Here is a 24619-nt window from a genome sequence, read left to right as displayed (position 1 = left end):
CGAGTTAGTTAATTGCTTTTTTTTCTGGATTGATTATAGTAGCATAATTCACTAATTCTGGTTTGATTTCAGTGCCCTCAGCAACAATTCCAACTCCTTCTATCAAAATTTTATCTTTTATATTTAATCCTTTATCAACTACAAAAAATTGTCCTCCAGGTACTGCACGAACCACTACAGGAATGGCTTTTACTTTGTTGTCTTTATCGGCAATTAGAACGACACGTTTGTCTTGTAACTCCAAAGTTGCATTTTGTGGAATCAAAATCACATCTTTTAAATCAGTAGGAATTTGAATCGTTCCACTTCCTCCAGAACGCAATAATTTGTTAGCGTTAGGAAAACTGGCTCTTACATTAAACGAACCGGTTTGAGTATTCGCTTGACCACTAAAAGTTTCAATTTTACCTTTTTGCTCGTATTCCATTCCGTTGCTTAGGATTAAGTTTACCTTTTGCATTTTGGAAATTTTATCTTGAAAAGTAGTTCCTGCAGCATTCATCATAATGTCCAACTGTTGCTTTTCATTCACAGAAAAATAAGCATAAATGGTACTAACATCTGAAATACGAGTTAATGGTTCAGCCGTTTGACTGCTTACATAACTACCAATTCGCAAAGGCAATGTTCCCACAATTCCGTTTACAGGACTTTTGATAGATGCATAATTGATCTTAGCAACAATTCCTTGATACGTACTGTTTGCACTTGCTAAATTTGCTTTAGCGGTTGCCAATTGCACATCACTAATGATATTGCGCTCTACTAATGGCTTCAAACGATTAACTTCTACTTGTGCAGCAGTCACTTTTGCTTTGGCCGCACTCGCTTCTTGATTCGCAGTTTGAGTTTCTAGTTTAAAAAGTAGTTGTCCTTTTCGAACTTCTTGACCTTCTTGAACATATATTTTCTCGATATAACCGTCTACTTTTGCACGTATGTCAATATCTGTAATTCCTTCTAATGTAGCTGGATATTCAGCTAGTAGAGTAGTGCTAGATGCTGCGACTTCCACTACTTTATAAGGCATAATTGGAGGCGCTTTAGGTGCTTCGTTTTTCTTTCCACAAGCTACTAGGAGTACTAAACTTATAATGGTTAATGAAATTTTCTTCATTGTAATTGCTTATTTATTGTTTTTATTATTGCTTTCAATTGTTTTAAATTCATTGATTGTTTTGGTAAACAATTTCCCAACCTCGATAACGTGCGTCCGATAGGCTTTCACGTTTTCTAAGTTGCATATTTCTTCGGGACAGGATGCTGTTGCTTCTCTATAATTAACCATTCGATCCATAATGTCCATTTCTGAATCAATGAGTTTGTGGTAATTTGCCAAGCGTTCACTTAAATCCGCAGGTTTAAAATATTTTTTACGATCTCCTGCAATTGTAAAATAAGTGACTTTATCCATTTTAAGTAGTAAATTCAAATTAGTAGAAATAGAACTTTTACTAGCACCCATTTTCTCTACTAAGGATTCAAAAGTGAGTCCTGTTTTACATCCGTCTATAATTAATGTACCCAATATCCTTGAGGCAAGTGGAGGTATGTTGTAAAGTTGGGCAAAATGAACACCAAACAACTCAATGATTTCTGCTCTGTCTTTTTCAATATTCATTATAAATTATTTTTTGCAAATTTACAACTGGTTCGGTAATTACCGAACTAAACGAACTTAATTTTTTGTTAAAGGTTAAATACCTAAATTAATATGAATATAAATGAATAAATATTGAAACGAAAGCGGTTTACTACCGGATTTAAACACTAATTTGTATATATTTGTGGACCTAAAATAGAAGATCTGGTGACTGAAATTAATAAACTAAAAATATTTAATGACCCTATTTATGGGTTTATTACCATACCCAATACATTAATATACGACTTAATTCAGCACCCTTATTTTCAACGTTTGCGTCGAATTACCCAAATGGGCCTGTCTTATCTAGTGTATCCGGGAGCTAATCATACTCGTTTTCATCACGCTTTAGGCTGCATGCACTTGATGCAAAAAGCCGTAGATGTTTTGCGTTTTAAAGGAGTTTTTATTAGTGAAGAAGAGAAAAACGCTTTATATATCGCTATTTTACTTCATGACATTGGACACGGCCCTTTTTCACACACCATGGAAAAAACCATAGTCGAAGAAGTGCATCATGAAGAAATTTCTCTTTTATTCATGGAACATTTAAATAAGGAATTCGAAGGACAATTAGATTTAGCTATTCAGGTTTTCAAAGGAGAATATCACAGGAAGTTCATGCTACAATTGATTTCAAGTCAGTTGGATATGGATCGAATGGATTATCTAAAAAGAGATAGTTTTTATTCAGGTGTTGCAGAGGGCAATGTTAACTCAGAGCGTCTCATTCAGATGATGAATGTGGTTGATGATGTTTTAGTGATTGAAGAAAAAGGAATATATTCAGTTGAAAAGTTCTTGATGTCCAGACGATTAATGTACTGGCAAGCATATTTACATAAAACTAGTTTAGTTGCAGAGTTGATTTTGACCAAAGTATTAAAACGCGCCAAAGAGTTAACTACCAAAGGAATCGAATTACCTTGTAGCGAGCCATTGATGTATTTTATGCAAAATAGAATTACTCTTGAAACTTTCAATTCAAAAAATTTAGATTTATTTGCTCAATTGGATGATTTTGATGTAATTAGTGCCTTAAAAGCTTGGCAGAATAACGAGGATTTTATATTATCTACGTTGAGTAGTATGATTATTAATCGGGATTTATTAAAAATTATATTATCTAGCGAAAAACCTACTATTACTGATTTAGAGCTATTAAGGGAAAAGTTTGCTATTGAAAATAATATAAGCGTACAGGATACTAATTATTTTATTTTTAAGGGAAAAATAAAAAATCAAGCTTACAGTATGGAGGCAGAACCCATTCGAATATTAAAAAAAGACCGGTCCGTTGAAGACGTTTTTGAATCACCAGATCAGTTGAATTTAAAATCATTATCAAAATCAGTAACTAAATACTATATTTGTTTCCCAAAACAACTCGAACAAATAAAGATTTAACATCATATTTTTTATATTTTTGTCGGAATGGAAAAGGACAATCATTTTTTAATAGCTGTTTATGATTATACAAAAATTTATTAAGGCTATATAAAAATAATTTTAACAAGATGAAATTTACAGCAGAACAAATAGCGGGTATTTTAGAAGGAGAAGTAGTTGGTAATCCGAATGCTGAAGTTTATCAATTATCTAAAATTGAAGAAGGTAAAGACGGTTCTTTAACTTTTTTATCCAATCCTAAATACAACAGTTATATATATACTACAGAAGCATCAATTACGATTGTTAATAAGACTTTTGTGCCTGAGAACGAAATTAAAACAACATTAATTAAAGTAGAGGACGCTTATCTTTCTTTCACAAAACTACTTGAGTTTTACGACCAAGTTAAGGGGCAAAAAGATGGTATTGAACAGCCCTCTGTGATTTCGGATAGTGTAACTTATGGAGATAATTTTTATTTAGGTAGTTTTAGTTATATTGGTAACAATGTAAAAATAGGGGATGATGTAAAAATTTACCCCAATTGTTATATAGGAGATAATGTAAAAATAGGGAACAACGTAACCTTATATTCAGGAGCTAAAATATACTCTGAAACAGAAATAGGCAATCAGTGTAAAATACATTCGGGAACTATTATTGGTTCTGATGGTTTTGGTTTTGCACCAAATCCTGATGGTTCTTTCAAGAAGATACCTCAAATAGGAAATGTAGTTATTGAAGATGATGTAGAAATAGGATCTTGCACTACTATTGATAGAGCAACTATGGGGTCTACTATTATTCGAAAAGGAGTAAAATTAGATAATCAGGTACAAGTAGCCCATAATGTCGAAATTGGTGAAAATACTGTAATTGCAGCACAAACGGGAATTGCAGGTTCTACAAAAATCGGCAAAAATGCAATGATTGGCGGACAAGTAGGTATTGCGGGGCATTTGACTATTGGAAACAATGTTCGCATTCAAGCACAATCAGGAGTTGGTAGAAATATAAAAGATAATGAGGTATTACAAGGTAGTCCTACTTTTGGATATAATGATTTTAGTAAATCGTATGTTCATTTCAAGAACTTACCTAAAATAATTACTGAATTAGAAGAGTTAAAGAAACAAATTTTAAACACAAAAAACGTAAACAATGGTTAAACAGAAGACCATCAACACAGAAATCTCCCTAACTGGGGTTGGATTACACACAGGTAAAGAAGTTAGTATGACTTTCAAACCTGCTCCAGTAAATAATGGTTTTACTTTTGTAAGAGTTGATTTAGAGGGACATCCTGTTGTTGAAGCAGATGCAAATTATGTTGTTAATACACAAAGAGGGACTAATTTAGAAAAATTAGGTGTCAAAATTCAAACCCCTGAGCATGTTTTAGCGGCACTAGTCGGATGTGATTTAGACAATGTTATCATTGAGCTAAATGCTTCAGAATTACCTATAATGGATGGTTCATCTAAATATTTTGTTGAAGCTCTTGAAAAAGCAGGAGTTGAAGAACAAAATGCTAAACGAAACGTTTATGTAGTCAAAGAAGTAATTTCATTTACCGACGAAGAGTCTGGAAGTGAAATTCTTGTGATGCCTAGTGATTCCTACAGTGTAACTACTATGGTGGATTTTGGTACTAAAATCTTAGGTACTCAAAATGCTACGCTAAAAAACATGAATGATTTCAAAACGGAAATCGCAAATTCTAGAACTTTTAGCTTCCTGCATGAATTAGAATCATTATTAGAAAATGGTTTGATTAAAGGAGGTGACTTAAATAATGCTATCGTTTATGTTGACAAAGACATATCTGAAAGTACTATGGAAAAATTGAAAGTATCTTTTGGTAAAGAAACTTTGAAAGTAAAACCAAATGGGATATTAGACAATCTTACTTTGCACTATCCAAACGAAGCAGCTAGGCATAAATTGCTTGATGTAGTAGGAGATTTGGCTTTGATTGGAACTAGAATCCAAGGAAAAGTTATTGCTAATAAACCAGGACATTTTGTAAATACCCAATTTGCTAAAAAAATGGCAAAAATCATAAAAATAGAACAACGTAATTTTGTTCCCTCTTTTGATTTACATGCAGAGCCATTAATGGATATTCATAAAATCATGTCGGTTTTACCTCATAGACCTCCATTTTTATTGATTGATCGAATCATCGAAATGTCAGAAAACCATGTGGTAGGGATGAAAAACGTAACTATGAATGAAAATTTCTTTGTAGGACACTTTCCAGAAGCACCAGTAATGCCTGGAGTATTAATCGTTGAAGCGATGGCACAAACAGGAGGGATTCTTGTTTTAAGTACTGTTCCAGATCCAGAAAATTATTTGACTTATTTCATGAAAATGGATAATGTAAAATTCAAACACAAAGTATTACCAGGGGATACCTTGTTATTCAAATGTGATTTGATTACACCTATTCGTAGAGGAATTTGTCACATGCAGGCTAATGCGTATGCTAATGGAAAATTAGTAGCAGAGGCTGAGTTAATGGCTCAAATTGCTCTAAAACCAAAACACTAAGAATCATTTTAGGAGTTTTACTCCGTAGATAATCTAATTTAAAAAATAGTAGATGAATCAACCATTAGCTTATGTTCATCCAGGTGCAAAAATCGCAAAAAATGTGGTTATAGAACCTTTTACAACCATCCATAATAATGTTATTATTGGTGATGGTACTTGGATTGGATCCAATGTAACCATTATGGAAGGTGCTAGAATTGGTAAAAATTGCAACATCTTTCCAGGTGCCGTTATTTCTGCTGTTCCTCAAGATTTAAAGTTTGGTGGAGAAGATTCTCTAGCCATTATAGGTGATAATTGTACTATCAGAGAATGTGTTACAATCAATAGAGGTACAATTGCTTCAGGGCAAACTACCATTGGAAACAACTGTTTGATTATGGCAACTGCCCATATTGCACACGATTGCCACATTGGAGACAATGCAATTATCGTTAATGGAGTTTTATTAGGAGGTCATGTTACAGTAGGTAATTACGCGGTAATTGGTGGATTATCGGCCGTACATCAATTTATTAGTATTGGAGCTCATTCTATGATTTCAGGAGGTTCTTTATTAAGAAAGGACGTTCCTCCATATACCAAAGCTGCTAAAGAACCATTATCTTACGTAGGAATCAATTCTGTTGGATTGAGAAGAAGAGGATTTACCACTGAAAAAATCAGAGAAATTCAAGATATTTATCGCATTCTTTACCAAAAAAATTACAATACTACACAAGCAATCGGTATCATTGAAGCAGAAATGGAAGCGACTCCAGAACGTGATGAAATTTTAGATTTTATTAGAAACTCATCAAGAGGAGTGATGAAAGGATATACAAGTAGTACTTCGTAATAAATATCTTTTGGCTTTTGGCCAAAAGATGAAAAATTAAATATAAACTGCTAATAGTAAAAGCTATTAGCCAAAAGCAAAATAAATGGCATCTACATCAGATATTAAAAACGGATTGTGTATAAAATACAATAATGATATTTATAAAATAATCGAATTTCTTCATGTTAAACCGGGGAAAGGACCTGCTTTTGTTCGTACAAAACTTAGAAGTTTATCAAATGGTAAAGTTTTAGACAATACTTTTTCGGCTGGACACAAAATCGAAGAAGTTCGTGTTGAAAACCATAAATTTCAATATTTATATCCAGAAGGTGATTTATTCCATTTTATGAATGTAGAATCTTTCGAACAAATTTCTTTGAATAAAAACATATTAGATTCTCCTGATTTATTAAAGGAAGGTGAAAGTGTAATGGTGAGTATCAATACTGAAACCGAATTACCTCTTTCTGTAGATATGCCTTCATCAGTGGTACTTGAAGTAACTTATGCAGAACCTGGAATTAAAGGGAATACAGCTACAAATGCAACAAAATCAGCAACTGTAGAAACGGGTGCTTCTGTAAACGTTCCTTTATTTATTAATGAAGGTGATAAAATTAAAATTGACACCGCTTCAGGTAATTACATGGAGCGTGTAAAAGAGTAGTTTTTATACTTTTCCGTATTCAATTCTAATTAATATTGAATACGGAAAAGTAAAACTATTAATCAAATACAATTAGTATAATATGAAGTTTCCAAAAGGACATACTTTAGAAGAAATTGCAAATTTGCTTCAATGCGAATTTGTTGGAGCAAAGGACTTTCCTGTTCTAGGCATGAACGAAATTCATGTGGTTGAATCTGGAGATATTGTTTTTGTGGATCATCCTAAATATTACGACAAAGCACTTAATTCGGCTGCTACTATTGTATTGATTAATAAAATTGTAGATTGTCCAAATGGAAAAACACTTTTAATCTCTGATGATCCATTTAGAGACTTTAATAAGTTAACCAATCACTTCAAACCTTTTCGATATTCTTCCACTTCCATTGCTGCTTCGGCAAAAATAGGTGAAGGAACTATTATTCAACCCAATGTTTTCATTGGAAATAATGTTGTTATAGGTGATAATTGTCTGATTCACTCAAATGTTTCAATTTATGACCATACCGTTATTGGAAATAATGTAATTATTCATGCGGGAACTATTTTAGGAGCTGATGCTTTTTATTATAAAAAAAGAGAATCAGGTTTTGACCAATTGGTTTCTGGAGGAAGAGTAGTTATCAAGGATAACGTAGGCATTGGTGCGCTTTGTACCATTGACAAAGGAGTTACTGGAGATACTACTATTGGAGAAGGAACTAAAATAGACAATCAAGTTCACGTTGGACACGATACCGTTATTGGTGAAAAATGTTTAATTGCTTCACAAACTGGTATTGCAGGTTGTGTGATAATTGAAGATGAAGTAACACTTTGGGGACAAGTAGGAACCACTAGTGGAATTACCATAGGAGCTAAAGCCGTTATCATGGGGCAAACGGGTGTTACAAAATCTGTTGTAGGTGGTAAATCCTATTTTGGGACACCAATTCAAGAATCAAGAGAACAACTTAAACAGTTAGCAAATCTTAAAAAAATCCCTGAAATCTTAACCAAATTACGATAGTTATGACTGCAAAAGAATTAGTTGTTGATTTTTACAAATCAGATGCTTTAATCAATTGTGAAATAATGAAGGAGTATATACATCCTGAAATTACGTTCGATTGGAATAATAGTGGCGGATTTTCTAAATTTGATTATAAAGATATTATAAATTTTACTAAGGAATTAAGCAAAGGATATGTTCGTTCAAAAGTAAAAATAAGCCATATAGTAGCAGAAGGAGATACGATTTCAGTTCGTTATTCCCACTTAGTAAAAACCATTGAAAACCCTAGAGAAGATATGTTACTGGGATATTTTATGGTAATTTGGGAGATAAAAGACAATAAATTATTCCGTGGGTTTCAAATCAGTCAAAAACCCTGAATTTTGTGTTAAAAAATCGGATTTTCAATACAGATTACTGCCTACTATTTTCTATTTTTGCAACACAAAATTTAAAAACTACATAAAATATATATCATGAGTGTTTTAGTTAATAAAGATTCCAAAATAATTGTTCAAGGATTTACAGGAAGTGAAGGAACATTCCACGCTTCTCAAATGATTGAATATGGTACTAACGTTGTTGGAGGAGTTACACCCGGTAAAGGTGGTTCTACACATTTAGACCGTCCTGTTTTTAATACAGTAAAAGATGCGGTTGAACAAGCTGGAGCTGATACGACTATCATTTTTGTACCGCCAGCTTTTGCTGCAGATGCAATTATGGAAGCTGCAGATGCAGGTATCAAAGTAATTATAGCTATTACAGAAGGAATTCCTGTTGCAGATATGATTAAAGCAAATGGTTATGTAAAGGCAAGAAATGCAAGATTAATTGGTCCTAACTGTCCAGGTGTTATTACTCCGGGTGAAGCTAAAGTTGGTATTATGCCAGGTTTTGTTTTCAAAAAAGGAACTGTAGGAATCGTTTCTAAATCTGGAACTTTAACTTATGAAGCTGCGGATCAAGTAGTAAAACAAGGATTAGGAATTACTACTGCTATCGGTATTGGTGGAGATCCAATCATTGGAACAACTACAAAAGAAGCGGTTGAATTGTTAATGAACGATCCTGAAACGGAGTGTATCATTATGATTGGTGAAATTGGTGGTCAATTAGAAGCAGATGCTGCTAAATGGATCAAAGCTGATGGTAACCGTAAGCCTGTAATTGGTTTTATCGCTGGAGAAACTGCTCCTGCTGGTAGAACAATGGGGCACGCTGGTGCAATTGTTGGAGGTACTGATGATACTGCTGCTGCCAAAAAACAAATCATGAGAGATAACGGAATTTACGTTGTTGATTCACCAGCTGAAATTGGTAAAAAAGTAAAAGAAGTTTTAGGATAATCTTTTTCTAAAATTAAAATATAAGAAGCCTCACATTTTGTGGGGCTTTTTTAGTATAAAATAGAATTAAAGAAATACCTTTGCACTTTATTAAAAAACACTGATTATTCAGTACGAATAATAATTATAAGATTGATAAACGATTGGTTATGATGAATCCTCACGATTTTGTGGGGTATTTTTTTGTCGAAAACCACAAAATAATAAACAAACAATTATGTACAAAGAATTAGAAAAATACAAAGAAAACAATAGTTTTACTTTTACTATCGAAGACAGTTTAGAAGATGCTTGTAATGCTTCAGAAGGAAGTGGAGTATTTGTTGTAAACGCAATCAACGGTGATGATAAAGAATTAATCATGGTAGGTTCTACAGGAACAGTTCAAAATGACGGTTCTTTGAAAAGTAAAAATGGTGGTTTGTATGATAAAATTGTAAACGGACATCAATTTGCTAAAACAGGAAGAAAATATTCATGGCCAGCACAAATGAAAATCGAAAACATCGAAAGACTAGAAGTTCTTTGGTTTGAAACATTTAATGATGCAGACAAAGGAATTCCAACTTCTGTAGAAGGTCAAGTTTTGCAAAATTTCTTAACTAAAAACGGGAAATTACCAAGATGGAATGTAGCTTTCTAGTCATTTTCCATTAAATTATAAAAAAGCTCTGCATCTGTGGGGCTTTTTTTATATAACTAATTTTATAAAACACTTAAATAATCTATATTTGTATTTCCAAATACAATAAATATACATCTAAAAATATGAAATTACTAGAAGGAAAAGTTGCCATTATAACAGGAGCAAGTCGCGGAATTGGTAGAGGAGTAGCAGAAGTTTTTGCTAAACATGGTGCTAATGTCGCTTTTACATACAGTTCTTCCGCAGCATCAGCTTTAGAATTAGAAAATGAATTAAACGCTTTAGGAATTAAAGCTAAAGGATACCAATCTAATGCAGCTGATTTTAATGAAGCACAAATTTTGGTAGATAAAGTTTTGGAAGATTTTGGAACTATTGATATCTTAATCAACAACGCTGGAATCACTAAAGATAATTTGTTAATGCGTATCTCAGAAGCTGATTTTGACTCTGTTATTGCAGTTAACTTAAAATCGGTGTTTAATATGACCAAAGCGGTTCAAAAAACATTTTTGAAAAAACGTGCAGGTTCTATCATCAACATGAGTAGTGTAGTAGGTGTACAAGGAAACGCAGGACAAACGAATTATGCGGCTTCAAAAGCAGGTGTTATTGGTTTTACAAAATCTGTAGCCTTAGAATTAGGCTCTCGTAACATTCGTTGCAATGCAATTGCTCCAGGTTTTATCGAAACAGAAATGACATCAAAATTAAGCGAAGAAGTAGTTCAAGGATGGAGAGACGGAATTCCGTTGAAACGTGGTGGATCTACTGTAGACGTTGCTAATGCTTGTCTTTTCTTAGCTTCGGATATGAGTGCTTATATAACAGGACAAACACTTAATGTGTGTGGAGGAATGCTAACATAGTAAACAGTTTACAATCCCAGTTTGCAGTATTCAACTGATCACTGCAACTGATCACTGCGACTAAATTGTATTACTAAATATGAATAAATCAACAATACTACTACTTTTACTTTCTTTGCTAATAGCAGGAGGTTTGTCATTTTTTCAATATTATTATAAAGCCAAAAGCAAATCCAATCTGAATTTGTTTTTGGCTTTTTTGCGTTTTTTATCACTTTTTGGAATTTTTATTTTATTAATAAATCCCGTAATTACAAGAAATACACTAGAAGTAATTAAGCCTCCATTATCAATTGTAGTAGATAATTCTAGTTCTATTGTACATTTAAATGCTTCTAAAACAGCTTTAGAATCTTACCAATACTTGAGTAATAGTAAGAAGTTAGCAGATAAATTCAATATCCAATCCTATCAATTTGATTCCGAATTTAAATATTTAGATATTTTTGATTTTAAAGGAACTCAAACCAATTTTGATGGAATTGCTGAAAAATTAAAAAATTACAATCGCAATCTAATTTATCCAACAGTCATTATTACCGATGGAAATCAAACTTCAGGTAATGATTATGTTTTTACTTTTGACAACACCAACAAAGTTTTTCCAATTGTGGTGGGAGATACTACAAAAGTATTAGACTTAAAAATCAACCAACTCAATGTGAATAAATATGCTTTTTACAAGAATAAATTTCCTGTAGAAGTATTTATGAACTATTCCGGAGATAAAAACATTCAGGCTGAATTATCCATTTCACAAGGAAATTCTATTATTGCAAAACAAAAAGTTTCTTTTTCAAGTACGAATAAAAGTGCGACTGTCAACTTACTTTTACCGGCTGAAAGAGTAGGAGTACAAGTATTCAAAGTGACTATTTTATCCGTAGAAAAAGAAAAAAACACTTATAATAATACTAAGAATTTTGCGGTAGAGATTCTCAATCAAAAAACAAATATTGCAATTATTTCAGCTATTACTCACCCTGATATTGCTGCTTTAAAACGCTCTATAGAATCTAATGAACAACGTAAAGTAACTATCATTAAGCCTATTGAAGTCAACGCATTAGAAGATTATGCTGTTTGTATTTTGTACCAGCCAAATATTAGTTTTAAATCTGTTTTTGAACAAATTAAAAAAGCAGGAGTTAATGCATTTATAATTACAGGAATGCACACTGATTTTAGTTTTTTGAATCAAAATCAAAATTATTTTGAGTTTAAAATGAGTGGTCAACCTGAAGATTTTACTGGTAAATTCAATGAGCAGTTTAATCAGTTTGCTATTGAAAATATTGGTTTCGAAAATTTACCTCCTTTAGAAAATCCTTTTGGTAAAATTATTTCAAAAAGTTCTGTTTCTGTTCTGTTGTCTTCCAAGATTAGAAACATCGATACCGATGCACCTTTATTATCATTTGCAGAGAGTCAAGGAAAACGTATGGCTTTTCTATTTGGAGAAAACAGTTGGAGATGGCGTTTACAAACCAATATCAATAATCAGTCATTTGATAAATATGATGTTTTTATAGACAAGACTATTCAGTTTTTAGTTTTGAACAACTCCAAAAAAGCATTGATTGTCAATCATGAAAATTTTTATAATTCGGGAGAATCGATAGAAATTAATGCTCAATTTTTTAATAAAAATTATGAGTTTGATGAGAAAGCACATTTAACGATTGCAGTTAGAAACACAAAGACAAAACAAACTAAAAATTATGATTTACTGAAATCAAATAGTTCATACAAAGTTAACCTGGACGGACTTGAACCAGGTAACTATGCTTTTACTGTCAAGGAATTAAATACCAATAATAATTACACCAGTACGTTTGATATTTTGGATTTTGACATTGAAAAACAATTTGTAAATTCCGATGCCGAAAAACTAAATCAACTGGCTAGCCAAACAAGAGGGAAGCTTTATTATCCTAATCAAATGGAGCAATTAGAACAGTCTCTATTGAATGATTCAGATTATAAAGCAATCCAAAAAAACACTATCAGTCGTTCTCCTATAATTGAATGGTATTGGCTATTGATTTTAATTACTCTTTTTCTTTCTATCGAATGGTTTGTTAGAAAATACAATGGCTTATTGTAAGAACGATTTTCTTTTAATTAATATTTAATAATGGATTATAGACTTCAAGTTTTTGTTACAGCTGCCAATCGCTTAAGTTTTACTAAAGCGGCAAGTGAATTGTATATTACGCAACCTGCGGTAAGCAAACACATTCAAGAATTAGAAGACAGTTATAAAATAAAGCTTTTTGATCGAAAAGGTTCTAAAATATCCCTGACTCAAGCAGGTGAAATTTTATTAAAACACAGCCGAAATATTTTTGAAATCTACCGTACTATCGATTTTGATATGAGTATTTTGACAAAAGAACGCCAAGGTTCACTTCGATTGGGCGCGAGTACTACCATTTCTCAATATGTGATTTCACCGTTGTTAGCTGATTTTCATTCGAAATTAAAAGATATTAAGGTAAACTTAAGAAATGGAAATACGGAACATATTGAAAATGCTTTGATTAACAAAGAAATTGAAGTGGGTATCGTGGAAGGACAATCTAAAAATCCTTCTATAAAATACACAGCATTTTTAAAAGATGAAATAGTTTTGGTTTGCAGAACGAATCATCCATTAGCACGGAAAAGGAATATTTCGATAACTGAATTAGAAACACTAAAATTCTTGACCAGAGAAGTAGGTTCAGGTACATTAGAAGTGATTGAACACAGTTTAAAGAAAGAAAACATTTCACTTAATAAGTTAACAATTGAAATGCAACTAGGAAGTACTGAAAGTATCAAATCTTATTTATCGAGTTCTGATTGTGTTGCTTTTATGTCTATTCATGCTGTGAATAAAGAACTGAAGAATAATGAATTAATGATTATTGATGTTGATAATCTAGCGATTGAACGTTATTTTTATATTATTACGCTACAAGGAAGTCAAAATGCTTTGACAGCATTATTTATTAAAAACCTGATTAAACATTATAACTTAAAGTTATAGCATATCGTTATTTTGAATGGTTGTTATCCAAATAAACAATGCACCTTTGACATGTAATCCTAACACTCGTTACAATGGAAAGTGAAAATGCACATCCTTTTATTAAAGTAAATCCAAGATTTCAGAAACTAATTTTTATTGTTTTACTAATTTTGTGCTTGACCGCAGGAATTACGCCGCCAATAGCATTGTTACTTGGGTTAGTAGTGGCCAATGTTTCTGGTCATCCCTTTTTACCTTTTAACCATATTGCTATTCGATACTTACTTCAATTCTCGGTGGTAGGTTTGGGTTTTGGGATGAATGTATATCAAGCTGTTGCCATAGGTTCTACAAGTTTTTTATTTACAATAATTTCAATTGTAAGTACTATTACTATTGGAGTTCTACTGGGAAAATGGTTTTTAATCGAAAGGAAAACAGTACACTTAATATCTTGTGGTACTGCAATTTGCGGAGGTAGTGCTATTGCTGCGATTGCACCTATTATAAAATCAGATGAAAAGCAAACATCTGTTGCTTTGGGAGTTATTTTTATACTAAACTCGATAGCTCTCTTTTTATTTCCAGCTATTGGTCATTGGTTACAACTTACACAACAAGAATTTGGATTATGGTGTGCTATTGCTATTCATGACACAAGTTCAGTAGTAGGAGCGGCAAATAAATATGGAACAGAAGCTTTGGCTATTGCAACCACAGTAAAACTAGCAAGAGCGTTGTGGATAATTCCAGTAGCATTATTAACAACAATCATCTTTAAAAATAAATCTAGTAAAATTAAAATCCCTTATTTTATAGGCTTCTTTATTATCGCCATGCTTTTAAATACGTACATTTCTGAAATTACAACCATTGCTCCAAAAGTAGTTTTGATGGCAAAAATTGGATTAACAATAACTTTATTTTTAATCGGTTCAGGACTAAATTTTAATGTATTAGTTTCAGTTGGTTTTAAACCTTTATTACATGGTGTTATATTATGGCTATTTATAGCTATTATGTCTTTAGTATCTATTATGTATTTTATTTAATACCCAATCTGGATTTTAATTTTAAAAACAATAAAGCTGTTTTATAAGCAGCATCAGGAGATGATCCTTTTTCATCATTTGGAATTTTATATACTTTTAATAATTCATCAAAAGTAAAATCTTGATCGGTAATTTCAATTAACTTTTGATGCATAATAGTAACATCCAAAGCTTCATTTTTTAAATGACCACATTCCAAACGTTCTAATGCTACATTAATCATTTCTAAGCTAAAACTGATATCATGGCCCACTAAAATTGCATTTCCTAAATAATCAATAAAAGCTTTTATAGCATCGGGTTCTCCCATTTTTTTTAACTTACTTTCAACAATAAAATCAAAAGGAAGTTTGTTATCATGAAAATATTTGTATTGCATCAAAACCGTCTCGAAACTATCTCCAATATGAATACTGTCATCAATAACTGAGAATGCTCCAATAGTTAAAATCACATCATTATGCAAATTTCCACCTGTAGCTTCAATAGACAGGACCACATATCTTTTTGATTTTTTATTGAATGTTGCTAAGTATGTTTTCCAGAATTCTGGATATACTTTATTCATAGTTTTTAACCAATCTAGCATAATTAAGAAAATTGAGTTAATTGAAATTTATGTTTGATCAAATCTTCCAATTCTTTCATTGGTAAGAGCGCATTTTTGAGTTTTTCACGATCACTTTTTGACAATTCCTCGATGTTGATAAATTGTCCCGTATCATCATTTTTTATTCCTTCAAGAGTTCTGAATTTTGTTAAAGCTGAATAGGCGTCAGCACAATCAAGATATACCTCAGAGTGTTTTGGATCTGTAATAGCTAATTGTTTGAACCTCACATAAGTATTGTTAATTCCTTTAATACCAAAACTTAACGTAAACATACGAGCACCATCAATAAGCGGCATTAGCGCTCTTGTTTTAATATCAAATTTATCTTTGTTAGGACCTTCTTCTTCGACTAAGAATTTCTTAAAAAAGCTCAATGGTGCATTTTTTCTCAAAGCGTCATTACCTAGAAAATCATAAAAAAGAATATTATTCAGCGTATTTTCAAAAACAATAGAATTTAAAGCTTCTTCAATCCTTTGATCTCCAAAAATAATTTCATAATCAAAAAAGATACTACTCAATTCATTGTTCTTTTCACCAGGATTCTTCATCCATGAATCGAATTGTTTCAACCAGTCTGACAATGATTTACACCAAACCATATTACTTGCTACATGTCCATTTGGACATACAGAATACCCCACTTTTTCTAATTTTAAAGTTGATTTTTTTGCCAATTGCAAAAAATAATCTTTGACTTCTCTATATTTTTCTGGGGCTACATCTTCAAAGACTAAAAAACTATCTTGATCAGTAAGCAACAATTGTTCTTTTCTAGCCTGACTCCCAATGCTAAACCAAGCAAAACGAGCAGGAGGGGAGCCTAATTCCAAAATAGATTGTTCTACTGCTCTTTTCAAAATGGCAAAATTAACCTCACTAGCAATATTTGAAATATGCGTCAAAGGAATATTTTTTTGAATAGAAGACTGGATAATATCTCCTAAACGAGAACGTATTTGTTTTAATTCACTTGCTGTTTGGGAGCGTTTTATTTCTTTGATTAATACCCCCGGATTATTGGCTTGAGCCAAAATCAAATCATGTTCGGTTATAATTCCTTTAACTTCAGTCTTATCTGAACCATCAATTGTAACACATAAATGTGTTACATTATTCTTTAACATCAACAATTGAGCTTCAGCCAAGGAAACATTTTCGGATACAGTAATCACTGGCCATGTCATAATTGTATCTACTGTGGCGGTTATAGGGTAGCGGCCAGTTGCTATTTTGGAGGACATATCCATATCAGTAACTATTCCAACAGGAAGGTTATTCTCTACAACAATAGCATTATTGACTCTCATTTCGGCCATTAGTTGCGCCACATCTTTAACAATACTATTTCCCGAGGTAATTAAAGGAGTTGTATTGAATGTTAGATTTTGAAAAATTTGCATCCCAGATTGTTGGCCTGTAAAAAAAGCATTTTCAGAAATAAGATTATTTTCATAATTGTCCTTGTCATTTGTATTACGTTTGTCAAGAGCAAAATTTTCAAGTAATAAATTCAAAACATCTGGATTGTTGGCCACAAAAGGTCTAAAAACAGCAATTGGAATAGCATAAACAATGCTTTCTTCACGTGCTTTTGCTGTCATCATATAATTATTTTTAGCAAAAAATGGACGTAATCCAAAAATAGTTCCCTGATGACATTTATTTAAAATTGTTTCTTCGGCATCCACTGTAGCATAAAGATTAATAAGACCTGAAGCAACCACATAAAAACAATCTTGTAAAGGCTCGTTTACTTTGAAAAGCGTTTTGTTTTTCTCCAAATTTATCACTCTAATGCTAGATGCGATTTCTGATAATTCTTGAATTGATAAATGATTAAATGGTACACATTCTTTTAAAAAATCAGCAATTTGAGCAGCAATTGAATTCATAGTAATATTTAATTGAGTTTTGCAAAATTAATAAATTAAACAATCAAAAAACATAGTAATACCTATGATTATAGTTCTTTTATTGAAAATGCTTTTTACACTGTTTTTTATCAGAATTTCTAAATTAATTTGCCGTTTTTATTGATATTGAGTGTGGTACTATAGTAATCATTAATTTTTTAATGATTACTATAGTTCTTAAGATGGAATAGTGTTTAATAATTTCTATTTTACATAATATAAATTATAGTTCAAAATAGAAACAGTTATATTTTCTATTTTGACACCTTTATTGTTTCCAAAACCTAAAACAATCCCTCTATATATATTTCCTTGTCCAGCTTTTGAGACTTATATAAAATAAGTACCCGTGAAAAACGTATTCATATTCAAATAATAATAATTACAAAACAATTAACTTTAGACAAAAAGCAATTTGTTAGTTTTGTGTTCAAAGTAAAATATAGAAAAACACCTAAATTTATATATAGAATTGAAAAAAAACACCTTTATATTCGATATGGACGGAGTAATTATTGACTCTGAACCCATTTGGCGAGATGCTCAAATTAAAGTTTTGGCCAATCAAAATGTAACTATCACTGCTCAAGACTGTATACAATATACCATGGGAAAACGAATCGATGATGTGGCCTTGACATGGTGCCAACTATATCAATTATCGGTAGACCCCAAAGTAATTGAAAAAGAAATTATAAACTCTGTAGTTACATTAATAGGTGAAAAAGGAGAAGCAAAAGAAGGTCTATATGAACTTTTAGATTACTTAACCAATAATAGTTTTAATATTGCTTTGGGTACTTCTTCAAGTATTCCTATAATTAACGCTGTTTTTAGGAAACTTAATATTAGTTTCTATTTTAAGGTAGTATGTAGCGCTGACAACGAAGATTATGGTAAACCACATCCAGCAGTTTACTTGAATGTTGCCAAAAAATTAAAAGTTACAACTAATGATTGTTTTGTTTTGGAAGACAGTGTAACCGGAATGATTGCTGCTAAATCAGCTTCAATGAAAACATTGGTAATTCCTGAAAACGCGAAAGACCCTAGGTTTACTTTGGCTGATGAAATTTTAACTTCCATGTTTGACGTAATAGATTATTTAAAGGTTTCTAATTAGGGACTTATAGTCATTATGTTTTTTTAATAAAATTCATAAAATAAGCCTCTCCTACTCATTAATTACCAAATTACATTAAAAAAGTAAAAATAAACAAAAAAAAAACTATTTTTACTACACAATTTGCCCCCAAAAGATGACACCAAACGAGAAAACGATTCATAAATTTTATTCCGCTTTATCTACTTCTGATACATCAACTATTTTTAGATGTTATCACCCAGATGTAAAATTCAGAGATCCCATTTTTGGGCTATTAAAAGGCAATGATGTTTTGACTATGTGGTCAATGTTAATTGAAAAAAGCAAGGGAGACTTACACATCAGTTTATCAAATGTAAAAGCTGACGAATTTTTAGGCTCTGCTCTGTGGACTGCAACATATTATTATAGTGCAACTAATAGAAAAGTGGTTAATAGTATTTCTGCTAATTTTCATTTCAAAGACGGACTTATTATCAAACATACTGATGATTTTGATATTTGGAAATGGTCAAGACAAGCTTTAGGTTTAAAAGGAAGTCTTTTTGGATGGACGGGTTTTATGCAGGAAAAAATACAAGAAAAAACTTTGCTTTTATTAAATAAATACAAAGCATTACATAGAAATAATAATTCTATTTAACTCTTCAATAAATATTCCATTTGCCTTAAGTCAGAAATTGAATGCAACAAGAATAAAAATATTTGATCTACTAATAAAGATATTACCATAGAAGGAAATAAGACCTTTAATTAATTTACAATAATATTATTGGGAAATAATTAACAAACCATTACCTTGCGTCGGTTTATATAAAAATTAAATAATGAAAAAAGTATTACACCCTAAATTAAATGAATTACAAGCCACAGCAATTTGTGGAAATGATATTAGTTCTTCCTGTTTGTATGTATCAGCATTAACCATTATGTATGCTGGGCAATATGCCTGGATTTCATTATTATTTGTTGCTGTTGTACTTTTCTTATTTAGAAAAATTTATGGTGAAGTAGTTGGGGCCTTACCATTAAATGGAGGTGCTTACAATGTACTTTTAAACACTTCTTCCAAAAGACTAGCTTCTGTTGCAGCAACGCTTACCGTTTTGTCCTATATGGCTACTGCAGTAATTTCTGCATCTGAAGGGATGCATTATCTGCACAATATAGCTCCTGGTATCAATATAACAATTGCTACTATTATTATTTTATTATTATTTACGGGGCTCGCTATAGTTGGTATCGGTGAATCTGCAATTGTAGCAGTAGTAATTTTTATTACCCATTTAACTACCTTAAGTCTGTTGGTTATAGCTTCTGTTTGGTTTATTTTCATGAATGGACTAGACGTTTTTAATATGAACTGGAGCATGCCTATTACATCTGGTACCATTGTAAATGCTTTATTTTTAGGTTTTTCAGCAGCTATGTTAGGGATTTCAGGTTTTGAAAGTTCAGCTAACTTTGTTGAAGAACAAGAGCAAGGTGTTTTTCCAAAAACACTTCGTAACATGTGGGCAATTGTTAGTTTTTTCAACCCTGTAATTGCTTTGTTACTTATCTGTATCATTCCATTAGCTCAGGTAGGTGAACATCAAGAATCGCTTTTAGCACATTTAGGTTCTACTACTGGAGGATCATGGTTGGCTTATTTAATCTCAATTGATGCTGTTTTAGTATTATGTGGTGCGGTTTTAACTTCGTTTGTGGGGGTTTCGGGATTATTAAATCGTATGACATTAGATAGAATTTTACCCAATTATTTTTTAAAACAAAATAAAAGAGGTTCAAATTACCGAATTATAATTAGCTTTTTAATCCTTTGTATTTCGGTTTTACTAGTAACAAAAGGAGATATCATAGCACTTGCAGGTGTTTATACTTTTTCATTTTTGGCCGTGATGGGGTTATTCGGAATCGGAAATCTATTGTTGAAATTTAAAAGAAGAAAACTACCTAGACCAGAGAGAGCACGTGGTATTGCAGTAGTGTTTGCTGTAGCATTAATCATTACCGCCTTTATTGGAAATATAAAACTGAATGTCAATTCATTTTATACCTTTTTACAATATTTAATTCCTGCTTTTGGTTTTGTTGCTATTATGCTTAACCGCTCTTTGTTAATTAGACTTTTAATAGATGCTTTGGAATATTTTTACAAACCTTTACGTAAAATGGTTATTTTTAGTAATCGCTATTTATTAAAAATGAACCTAAAAATTGAATCACAAGAGTTTGTGTTTTTTACTAAAGGGGATGATGTTGCTATTATTAATAAAGTAATGCAATATGTTCAAAATAACGAATCTACAAAGAAGTTAAAAATCGTAAACATCAATAAAGATCACGAAAACAATGAATTGCTTATCTCGGATTTAAAAGTATTGGATAGAGCATATCCAGAAATTGACATTGAATTTATTGAATTAGAGGGCGTTTTTGGTCCAGAAATAATCGATACATTGTCTAATGAATGGAATATCCCAAAAAACTTTATGTTTATCGGTTCTCCTGGTGACCGTTTCTCATATAGAGTATCAGAATTAGGTGGAGTTCGATTGATTATGTAATAATTGATTTTATACAAAATGCCACAGGTTAAAATGATTTATGAATTTTAATCTGTGGCATTTTTATTTCGTAGCGAAATAAAGTGTTTTTATTCAGTAATTTTACAGCAATAAAACGAATTAATACTTCTTATAATGAATGAAATTTTAACTTACACACTATTCCAATCGGGACATTTTAATATGACCGTTACTAGTATTCTTTCGTTGATTGTATTCGTTTTTATTACTTTAATTTTATTGAAAATAATTAAGAAAGGAATTTACAAAACCGACAAAATTGATATTGCCAAAAAATATTCTATTTATAGTTTATTAAAATATTTTGTCCTTGTTTTTGCTATCATTTTTGGATTACAATTTTTAGGATTTAACTTGTCCGTGTTAGTTGCAGGTTCAGCAGCTTTATTAGTTGGAATTGGATTAGGTTTACAAAACCTCTTCAGTGACTTTGTTTCAGGTATCGTTTTATTGGTAGATTCCTCTGTAAAAGTGAATGATATCATTGATGCTAATGGATTAGTTTGTATCGTAAAGGAAATCAATCTAAGAACAACAACTGTGCTGACTCGAGACGATAAATATATTATTCTACCCAATACTGATTTAACTCGTAACCAGATTATTAACTGGACACACAGTAACCTTTCTTCCCGTTTTGAAGTTAATGTAGGGGTTGATTATAGCTCTGATGTATCATTAGTTTTACAGGTTCTTCAAGAAGCTGTTGAGCAACAAGAAGGTGTCCAAAAAGACCCAAAACCATTCATTCGACTTTCGGATTTCGGGAATTCTTCACTTGATTTTTCAGTGATATTTTGGTCCGAAAATGTTTTTAGAGTAGAAAATGTCAAAAGTGAAATTAGAATTAGGATTTTTAAACTTTTCAAAGAAAACAATATTACGATTCCGTTTCCACAAAGCGTTATTCATTTTGATGGGTCAATAAGTGATAATTAAATTTAGTATATTGTGTCAGGTTTTATATTTTCAAACGACTAAACAGTAAAATTTATACATTATGAAAAAAACAGCCTTATACCTCTCCGTGATTACCTTAGCATTTTTTACACAAATTGTACAAGCACAAAGCCCATGGACAAGAGAACAAGGAAAAGCTTATGTACAATTAGGAGTTTCCGGGATCTTTTACAACCAAGCTGAAATTGATGGAAAAACTGTTGATTTAAATGCTGATTATTCAGATATTACAACCCAACTCTATGTTGAATATGGACTTACTAATAAACTCGAAGCGCAATTAATACTTCCATATAAATTTACTAATGTAGAGTCAAATCTAAACTCAAATACCGCCAATCTTTCAGGATTAGGAAATATAACTTTAGGTCTTAAATATAAAATTTATGATCAAAACTGGAAAATTAGTTCTGGCTTACAATATATAGCCAATACCATTGATACCGGGTCTGGAATTGGTGGCCAAAAGTTAAGTACAGGATTTGCCGCGAATACTTTGATTCCTTATGTTTCTGCAGGAACTAGTTCTGGGAAATGGTACTATTTTGGAAATATTGGTTATGGTTATATGAGTAACGATTACTCTGATTATTTGAAATTTGATGCTGAACTAGGCTACAACATCATACCTAAAGGACATTTAATTTTAGCTTTAAATACTAAAAATGTAGTTTCCAACGAAAAAGCATATAACAACAATCCCACACAATGGCCATCCTATTTAGATCGTCAGACATACAATGCCTTAGGAGCAAAATTTAATTACGAATTCAAACAAGACAAATTTGGTGCTAACGTTGCTGTTTTTGGTGCTTTTGGAAACGATAACGCTCCCCTAGCACCTTCTTTAAATTTTGGAGTTTATACCAAGTTATAGCTGTAAAAGTTTAAATTTATCAAATAAATTAATTTGGGCGTGACCCGCTGAAAAAGCGGGTCGGGCTATTCGTTACAAGTCCTCAGCAAGTTCCGCTATCGCTCCACTTGTTTGTGGGCTTTACACTACTATCCCTCACGCAAAACCACACCTTAAATCACTATTTTGATATTTACAAATCTAAGATGTTAGCCTATTTTATCTTAATATCTGAATGATGTGAATTTTAATTATACCCGTTCAAATAAAAAAACAACTAAATTTAGATACCCACATAACAAAAAGGGATCTACTGTTTTATAACCAATGAAAAAAGTATTATTCATCATTGTTTTATCTCAATTTTTATGTACTTCACTCTGGTTTGCCGGTAACGCCATTTTACCAGAATTGATACAAAAATTAGGAGTTTCTAATAATTTTTTAGCTCATAGTACTAGCGCAATTCAATTAGGATTTATTCTAGGAACTTTGTTTTATGCATTATTCTCAATTGCTGATCGCTACTCACCTTCACTAGTTTTTTTTATTAGTGCGCTTTTAGCAGGTTTTTTTAATTTGGGAGTTAATCTTCCAGAGCTTACTCCTACGCTCCTTTTAATGGTTCGTTTTTTAACCGGTTTCTTTCTAGCTGGAATTTATCCCATCGGAATTAAAATTGCAGCAGATTATTACCAACAAGGTTTAGGTAAATCATTGGGCTATTTGGTTGGAGCTTTAGTTTTAGGAACTGCTTTCCCTCATTTTATCAAAAGCTTTACCCTCAATTTACCTTGGCAATATGTTACTTATGCAACTTCCCTGTTTTCAGTTATTGGCGGGCTTTTACTGTTTGTTTTGGTTCCAGACGGACCTTATAGAACTGCCGGTAAATCTTTTCGGATGATGGCAGTTTTTGACGCTTTCAAAAACAAAGAATTAACTTCGGCTGCTGTTGGATATTTTGGCCATATGTGGGAACTGTATGCGTTCTGGACTTTTGTCCCCTTGATGATTCAAAATTACTACAGACACCATCAACCCTTGGAAACAAATAGTTCTTTACTAAGCTTTTACGTCATTGCTATTGGAAGTTTAGCCTGTGTTTTTAGTGGTTATTTGTCTAAAGTTGTTGGAACCAAAAAACTTTCCAAAATCATCTTGTTCTTATCTGGCTTTTGCTGCTTAATCTCCCCACTGTTTTTACAAGTCAATTCAGAAGCATGGTTTTTGGCATTTCTATTCTTTTGGTCGTTTGTAGTAATAGCAGATTCCCCGCTTTTTTCGACATTAATTGCTCAAAAAGCACCACAAAATATGAAAGGCTCTGTCATTACAATGGTCAATTGCATCGGTTTTTTTATCACGATTGTAAGTATCCAATTGATTAGCTATTTTATGGATGACAGTAATGAATTGTACTTGTTTACAATCTTAGCCATTGGTCCGGTAATTGGATTGTATTTTCTTAAAACAAAGGATAATTAAGTAATTCGAAAGAAGTATACCCAAAACTATATGCACTTACACTCTTAATATAGATTGATATGATTCAATAAATAA

The 24619-nt window shown here is 31.8% G+C and carries 23 protein-coding genes; 19 read left to right on the top strand and 4 right to left on the bottom strand.

What is annotated here, in order from left to right:
- Window positions 1–4 precede the first annotated feature (4 nt).
- Window positions 5–1117 carry an efflux RND transporter periplasmic adaptor subunit gene (locus ABZP37_RS12810; RefSeq protein WP_366183519.1) on the bottom strand — a complete coding sequence of 371 codons (1113 nt, stop codon included), beginning with the start codon at window positions 1115–1117 and terminating at the stop codon, window positions 5–7.
- A gap of 9 nt (window positions 1118–1126) precedes the next feature.
- Window positions 1127–1621 carry a hypothetical protein gene (locus ABZP37_RS12805; protein WP_366183518.1) on the bottom strand — a complete coding sequence of 165 codons (495 nt, stop codon included), beginning with the start codon at window positions 1619–1621 and terminating at the stop codon, window positions 1127–1129.
- Between the two features lie 189 nt (window positions 1622–1810).
- Between ABZP37_RS12805 and ABZP37_RS12800 the strand changes: the two genes are divergently transcribed.
- The 13 genes from ABZP37_RS12800 (at window position 1811) to ABZP37_RS12740 (ending at window position 15015) form a co-directional block, all read left to right on the top strand.
- On the top strand, window positions 1811–3052 hold the full coding sequence (locus tag ABZP37_RS12800) for an HD domain-containing protein (RefSeq protein WP_366183517.1): 1242 nt from the start codon (window positions 1811–1813) through the stop codon (window positions 3050–3052).
- A 110-nt stretch (window positions 3053–3162) separates the two neighbouring features.
- Window positions 3163–4206 (top strand): UDP-3-O-(3-hydroxymyristoyl)glucosamine N-acyltransferase, encoded by a 1044-nt coding sequence (lpxD, locus tag ABZP37_RS12795; protein WP_366183516.1) that lies wholly within the window; start codon window positions 3163–3165, stop codon window positions 4204–4206.
- Window positions 4199–5593, top strand: coding sequence for a bifunctional UDP-3-O-[3-hydroxymyristoyl] N-acetylglucosamine deacetylase/3-hydroxyacyl-ACP dehydratase (locus ABZP37_RS12790; protein ID WP_366183515.1), 1395 nt, complete (start codon window positions 4199–4201; stop codon window positions 5591–5593). The genes lpxD and ABZP37_RS12790 overlap by 8 nt, the downstream gene beginning before the upstream one ends.
- 52 nt (window positions 5594–5645) lie before the next feature.
- Entirely contained in the window at window positions 5646–6434 is a 789-nt protein-coding gene (lpxA, locus tag ABZP37_RS12785) for an acyl-ACP--UDP-N-acetylglucosamine O-acyltransferase (RefSeq protein ID WP_366183514.1), read from the top strand.
- Between the two features lie 85 nt (window positions 6435–6519).
- Window positions 6520–7086: an elongation factor P gene (efp, locus tag ABZP37_RS12780; protein ID WP_366183513.1), complete on the top strand. Its 567-nt coding sequence runs from the start codon at window positions 6520–6522 to the stop codon at window positions 7084–7086.
- A gap of 82 nt (window positions 7087–7168) precedes the next feature.
- Window positions 7169–8098, top strand: coding sequence for a UDP-3-O-(3-hydroxymyristoyl)glucosamine N-acyltransferase (locus ABZP37_RS12775; RefSeq protein ID WP_366183512.1), 930 nt, complete (start codon window positions 7169–7171; stop codon window positions 8096–8098).
- 2 nt (window positions 8099–8100) lie between these two features.
- On the top strand, window positions 8101–8463 hold the full coding sequence (locus ABZP37_RS12770; protein WP_366183511.1) for a nuclear transport factor 2 family protein: 363 nt from the start codon (window positions 8101–8103) through the stop codon (window positions 8461–8463).
- A 96-nt stretch (window positions 8464–8559) separates the two neighbouring features.
- Window positions 8560–9432, top strand: coding sequence for a succinate--CoA ligase subunit alpha (sucD, locus tag ABZP37_RS12765; RefSeq protein WP_366183510.1), 873 nt, complete (start codon window positions 8560–8562; stop codon window positions 9430–9432).
- 217 nt (window positions 9433–9649) lie between these two features.
- A complete protein-coding gene (locus ABZP37_RS12760) occupies window positions 9650–10075 on the top strand; it encodes a hypothetical protein (protein ID WP_366183509.1) in 426 nt (141 codons plus the stop codon).
- Window positions 10076–10200: 125 nt separating this feature from the next.
- Complete coding sequence (fabG, locus tag ABZP37_RS12755; protein ID WP_366183508.1) at window positions 10201–10947, top strand: 3-oxoacyl-[acyl-carrier-protein] reductase; 747 nt, start codon at window positions 10201–10203, stop codon at window positions 10945–10947.
- 79 nt (window positions 10948–11026) lie between these two features.
- The gene (locus ABZP37_RS12750; protein WP_366183507.1) at window positions 11027–13054 is read left to right on the top strand and encodes a hypothetical protein; all 2028 of its coding nucleotides are present in this window, start codon (window positions 11027–11029) and stop codon (window positions 13052–13054) included.
- 30 nt (window positions 13055–13084) lie between these two features.
- Window positions 13085–13981, top strand: a complete 897-nt coding sequence (locus ABZP37_RS12745; protein ID WP_366183506.1) for a LysR family transcriptional regulator — start codon at window positions 13085–13087, stop codon at window positions 13979–13981.
- Window positions 13982–14055: 74 nt separating this feature from the next.
- Window positions 14056–15015: a putative sulfate exporter family transporter gene (locus ABZP37_RS12740; RefSeq protein WP_366183505.1), complete on the top strand. Its 960-nt coding sequence runs from the start codon at window positions 14056–14058 to the stop codon at window positions 15013–15015.
- Here the strand turns inward: ABZP37_RS12740 and ABZP37_RS12735 are convergent.
- Complete coding sequence (locus ABZP37_RS12735; protein ID WP_366183504.1) at window positions 15008–15583, bottom strand: exonuclease domain-containing protein; 576 nt, start codon at window positions 15581–15583, stop codon at window positions 15008–15010. The two genes, ABZP37_RS12740 and ABZP37_RS12735, sit on opposite strands and share 8 nt — an antisense overlap.
- A gap of 23 nt (window positions 15584–15606) precedes the next feature.
- Window positions 15607–17523: a DUF294 nucleotidyltransferase-like domain-containing protein gene (locus ABZP37_RS12730; protein ID WP_366183503.1), complete on the bottom strand. Its 1917-nt coding sequence runs from the start codon at window positions 17521–17523 to the stop codon at window positions 15607–15609.
- A gap of 493 nt (window positions 17524–18016) precedes the next feature.
- Here ABZP37_RS12730 and hxpB point away from each other — a divergent pair, with 493 nt between their 5' ends.
- From hxpB to ABZP37_RS12700, 6 genes are all read left to right on the top strand, one after another.
- Window positions 18017–18667 carry a hexitol phosphatase HxpB gene (gene hxpB / locus ABZP37_RS12725; RefSeq protein ID WP_366183502.1) on the top strand — a complete coding sequence of 217 codons (651 nt, stop codon included), beginning with the start codon at window positions 18017–18019 and terminating at the stop codon, window positions 18665–18667.
- 136 nt (window positions 18668–18803) lie between these two features.
- The gene (locus tag ABZP37_RS12720) at window positions 18804–19292 is read left to right on the top strand and encodes a nuclear transport factor 2 family protein (protein WP_366183501.1); all 489 of its coding nucleotides are present in this window, start codon (window positions 18804–18806) and stop codon (window positions 19290–19292) included.
- Between the two features lie 184 nt (window positions 19293–19476).
- On the top strand, window positions 19477–21219 hold the full coding sequence (locus ABZP37_RS12715; RefSeq protein ID WP_366183500.1) for an APC family permease: 1743 nt from the start codon (window positions 19477–19479) through the stop codon (window positions 21217–21219).
- 135 nt (window positions 21220–21354) lie between these two features.
- The gene (locus ABZP37_RS12710; protein ID WP_366183499.1) at window positions 21355–22179 is read left to right on the top strand and encodes a mechanosensitive ion channel domain-containing protein; all 825 of its coding nucleotides are present in this window, start codon (window positions 21355–21357) and stop codon (window positions 22177–22179) included.
- A 61-nt stretch (window positions 22180–22240) separates the two neighbouring features.
- Complete coding sequence (locus ABZP37_RS12705; protein WP_366183498.1) at window positions 22241–23077, top strand: hypothetical protein; 837 nt, start codon at window positions 22241–22243, stop codon at window positions 23075–23077.
- A gap of 306 nt (window positions 23078–23383) precedes the next feature.
- Complete coding sequence (locus tag ABZP37_RS12700) at window positions 23384–24544, top strand: MFS transporter (RefSeq protein ID WP_366183497.1); 1161 nt, start codon at window positions 23384–23386, stop codon at window positions 24542–24544.
- Window positions 24545–24619 lie beyond the last annotated feature (75 nt).

It is taken from the genome of Flavobacterium ovatum (assembly GCF_040703125.1).
GTDB classification, from domain to species: domain Bacteria; phylum Bacteroidota; class Bacteroidia; order Flavobacteriales; family Flavobacteriaceae; genus Flavobacterium; species Flavobacterium ovatum.
The sequence above is the reverse complement of the archived record's forward strand: the minus strand, read 5'-3'. Positions and strand labels throughout refer to the sequence as shown.

What these genes read in the sequence shown, in the direction of transcription:
- ABZP37_RS12715 (WP_366183500.1), top strand. Translation starts at nt 19,477, where the DNA reads ATGAAAAAAGTATTACACCCTAAATTAAATGAATTACAAGCCACAGCA.
- ABZP37_RS12740 (WP_366183505.1), top strand. Translation starts at nt 14,056, where the DNA reads ATGGAAAGTGAAAATGCACATCCTTTTATTAAAGTAAATCCAAGATTT.
- efp (WP_366183513.1), top strand. Translation starts at nt 6,520, where the DNA reads ATGGCATCTACATCAGATATTAAAAACGGATTGTGTATAAAATACAAT.
- ABZP37_RS12730 (WP_366183503.1), bottom strand. Translation starts at nt 17,523, where the DNA reads ATGAATTCAATTGCTGCTCAAATTGCTGATTTTTTAAAAGAATGTGTA.
- ABZP37_RS12700 (WP_366183497.1), top strand. Translation starts at nt 23,384, where the DNA reads ATGAAAAAAGTATTATTCATCATTGTTTTATCTCAATTTTTATGTACT.
- sucD (WP_366183510.1), top strand. Translation starts at nt 8,560, where the DNA reads ATGAGTGTTTTAGTTAATAAAGATTCCAAAATAATTGTTCAAGGATTT.
- ABZP37_RS12710 (WP_366183499.1), top strand. Translation starts at nt 21,355, where the DNA reads ATGAATGAAATTTTAACTTACACACTATTCCAATCGGGACATTTTAAT.
- ABZP37_RS12720 (WP_366183501.1), top strand. Translation starts at nt 18,804, where the DNA reads ATGACACCAAACGAGAAAACGATTCATAAATTTTATTCCGCTTTATCT.
- ABZP37_RS12775 (WP_366183512.1), top strand. Translation starts at nt 7,169, where the DNA reads ATGAAGTTTCCAAAAGGACATACTTTAGAAGAAATTGCAAATTTGCTT.
- ABZP37_RS12770 (WP_366183511.1), top strand. Translation starts at nt 8,101, where the DNA reads ATGACTGCAAAAGAATTAGTTGTTGATTTTTACAAATCAGATGCTTTA.
- ABZP37_RS12745 (WP_366183506.1), top strand. Translation starts at nt 13,085, where the DNA reads ATGGATTATAGACTTCAAGTTTTTGTTACAGCTGCCAATCGCTTAAGT.
- ABZP37_RS12760 (WP_366183509.1), top strand. Translation starts at nt 9,650, where the DNA reads ATGTACAAAGAATTAGAAAAATACAAAGAAAACAATAGTTTTACTTTT.
- lpxD (WP_366183516.1), top strand. Translation starts at nt 3,163, where the DNA reads ATGAAATTTACAGCAGAACAAATAGCGGGTATTTTAGAAGGAGAAGTA.
- ABZP37_RS12810 (WP_366183519.1), bottom strand. Translation starts at nt 1,117, where the DNA reads ATGAAGAAAATTTCATTAACCATTATAAGTTTAGTACTCCTAGTAGCT.
- lpxA (WP_366183514.1), top strand. Translation starts at nt 5,646, where the DNA reads ATGAATCAACCATTAGCTTATGTTCATCCAGGTGCAAAAATCGCAAAA.
- ABZP37_RS12805 (WP_366183518.1), bottom strand. Translation starts at nt 1,621, where the DNA reads ATGAATATTGAAAAAGACAGAGCAGAAATCATTGAGTTGTTTGGTGTT.
- ABZP37_RS12790 (WP_366183515.1), top strand. Translation starts at nt 4,199, where the DNA reads ATGGTTAAACAGAAGACCATCAACACAGAAATCTCCCTAACTGGGGTT.
- fabG (WP_366183508.1), top strand. Translation starts at nt 10,201, where the DNA reads ATGAAATTACTAGAAGGAAAAGTTGCCATTATAACAGGAGCAAGTCGC.
- ABZP37_RS12750 (WP_366183507.1), top strand. Translation starts at nt 11,027, where the DNA reads ATGAATAAATCAACAATACTACTACTTTTACTTTCTTTGCTAATAGCA.
- ABZP37_RS12735 (WP_366183504.1), bottom strand. Translation starts at nt 15,583, where the DNA reads ATGAATAAAGTATATCCAGAATTCTGGAAAACATACTTAGCAACATTC.
- ABZP37_RS12705 (WP_366183498.1), top strand. Translation starts at nt 22,241, where the DNA reads ATGAAAAAAACAGCCTTATACCTCTCCGTGATTACCTTAGCATTTTTT.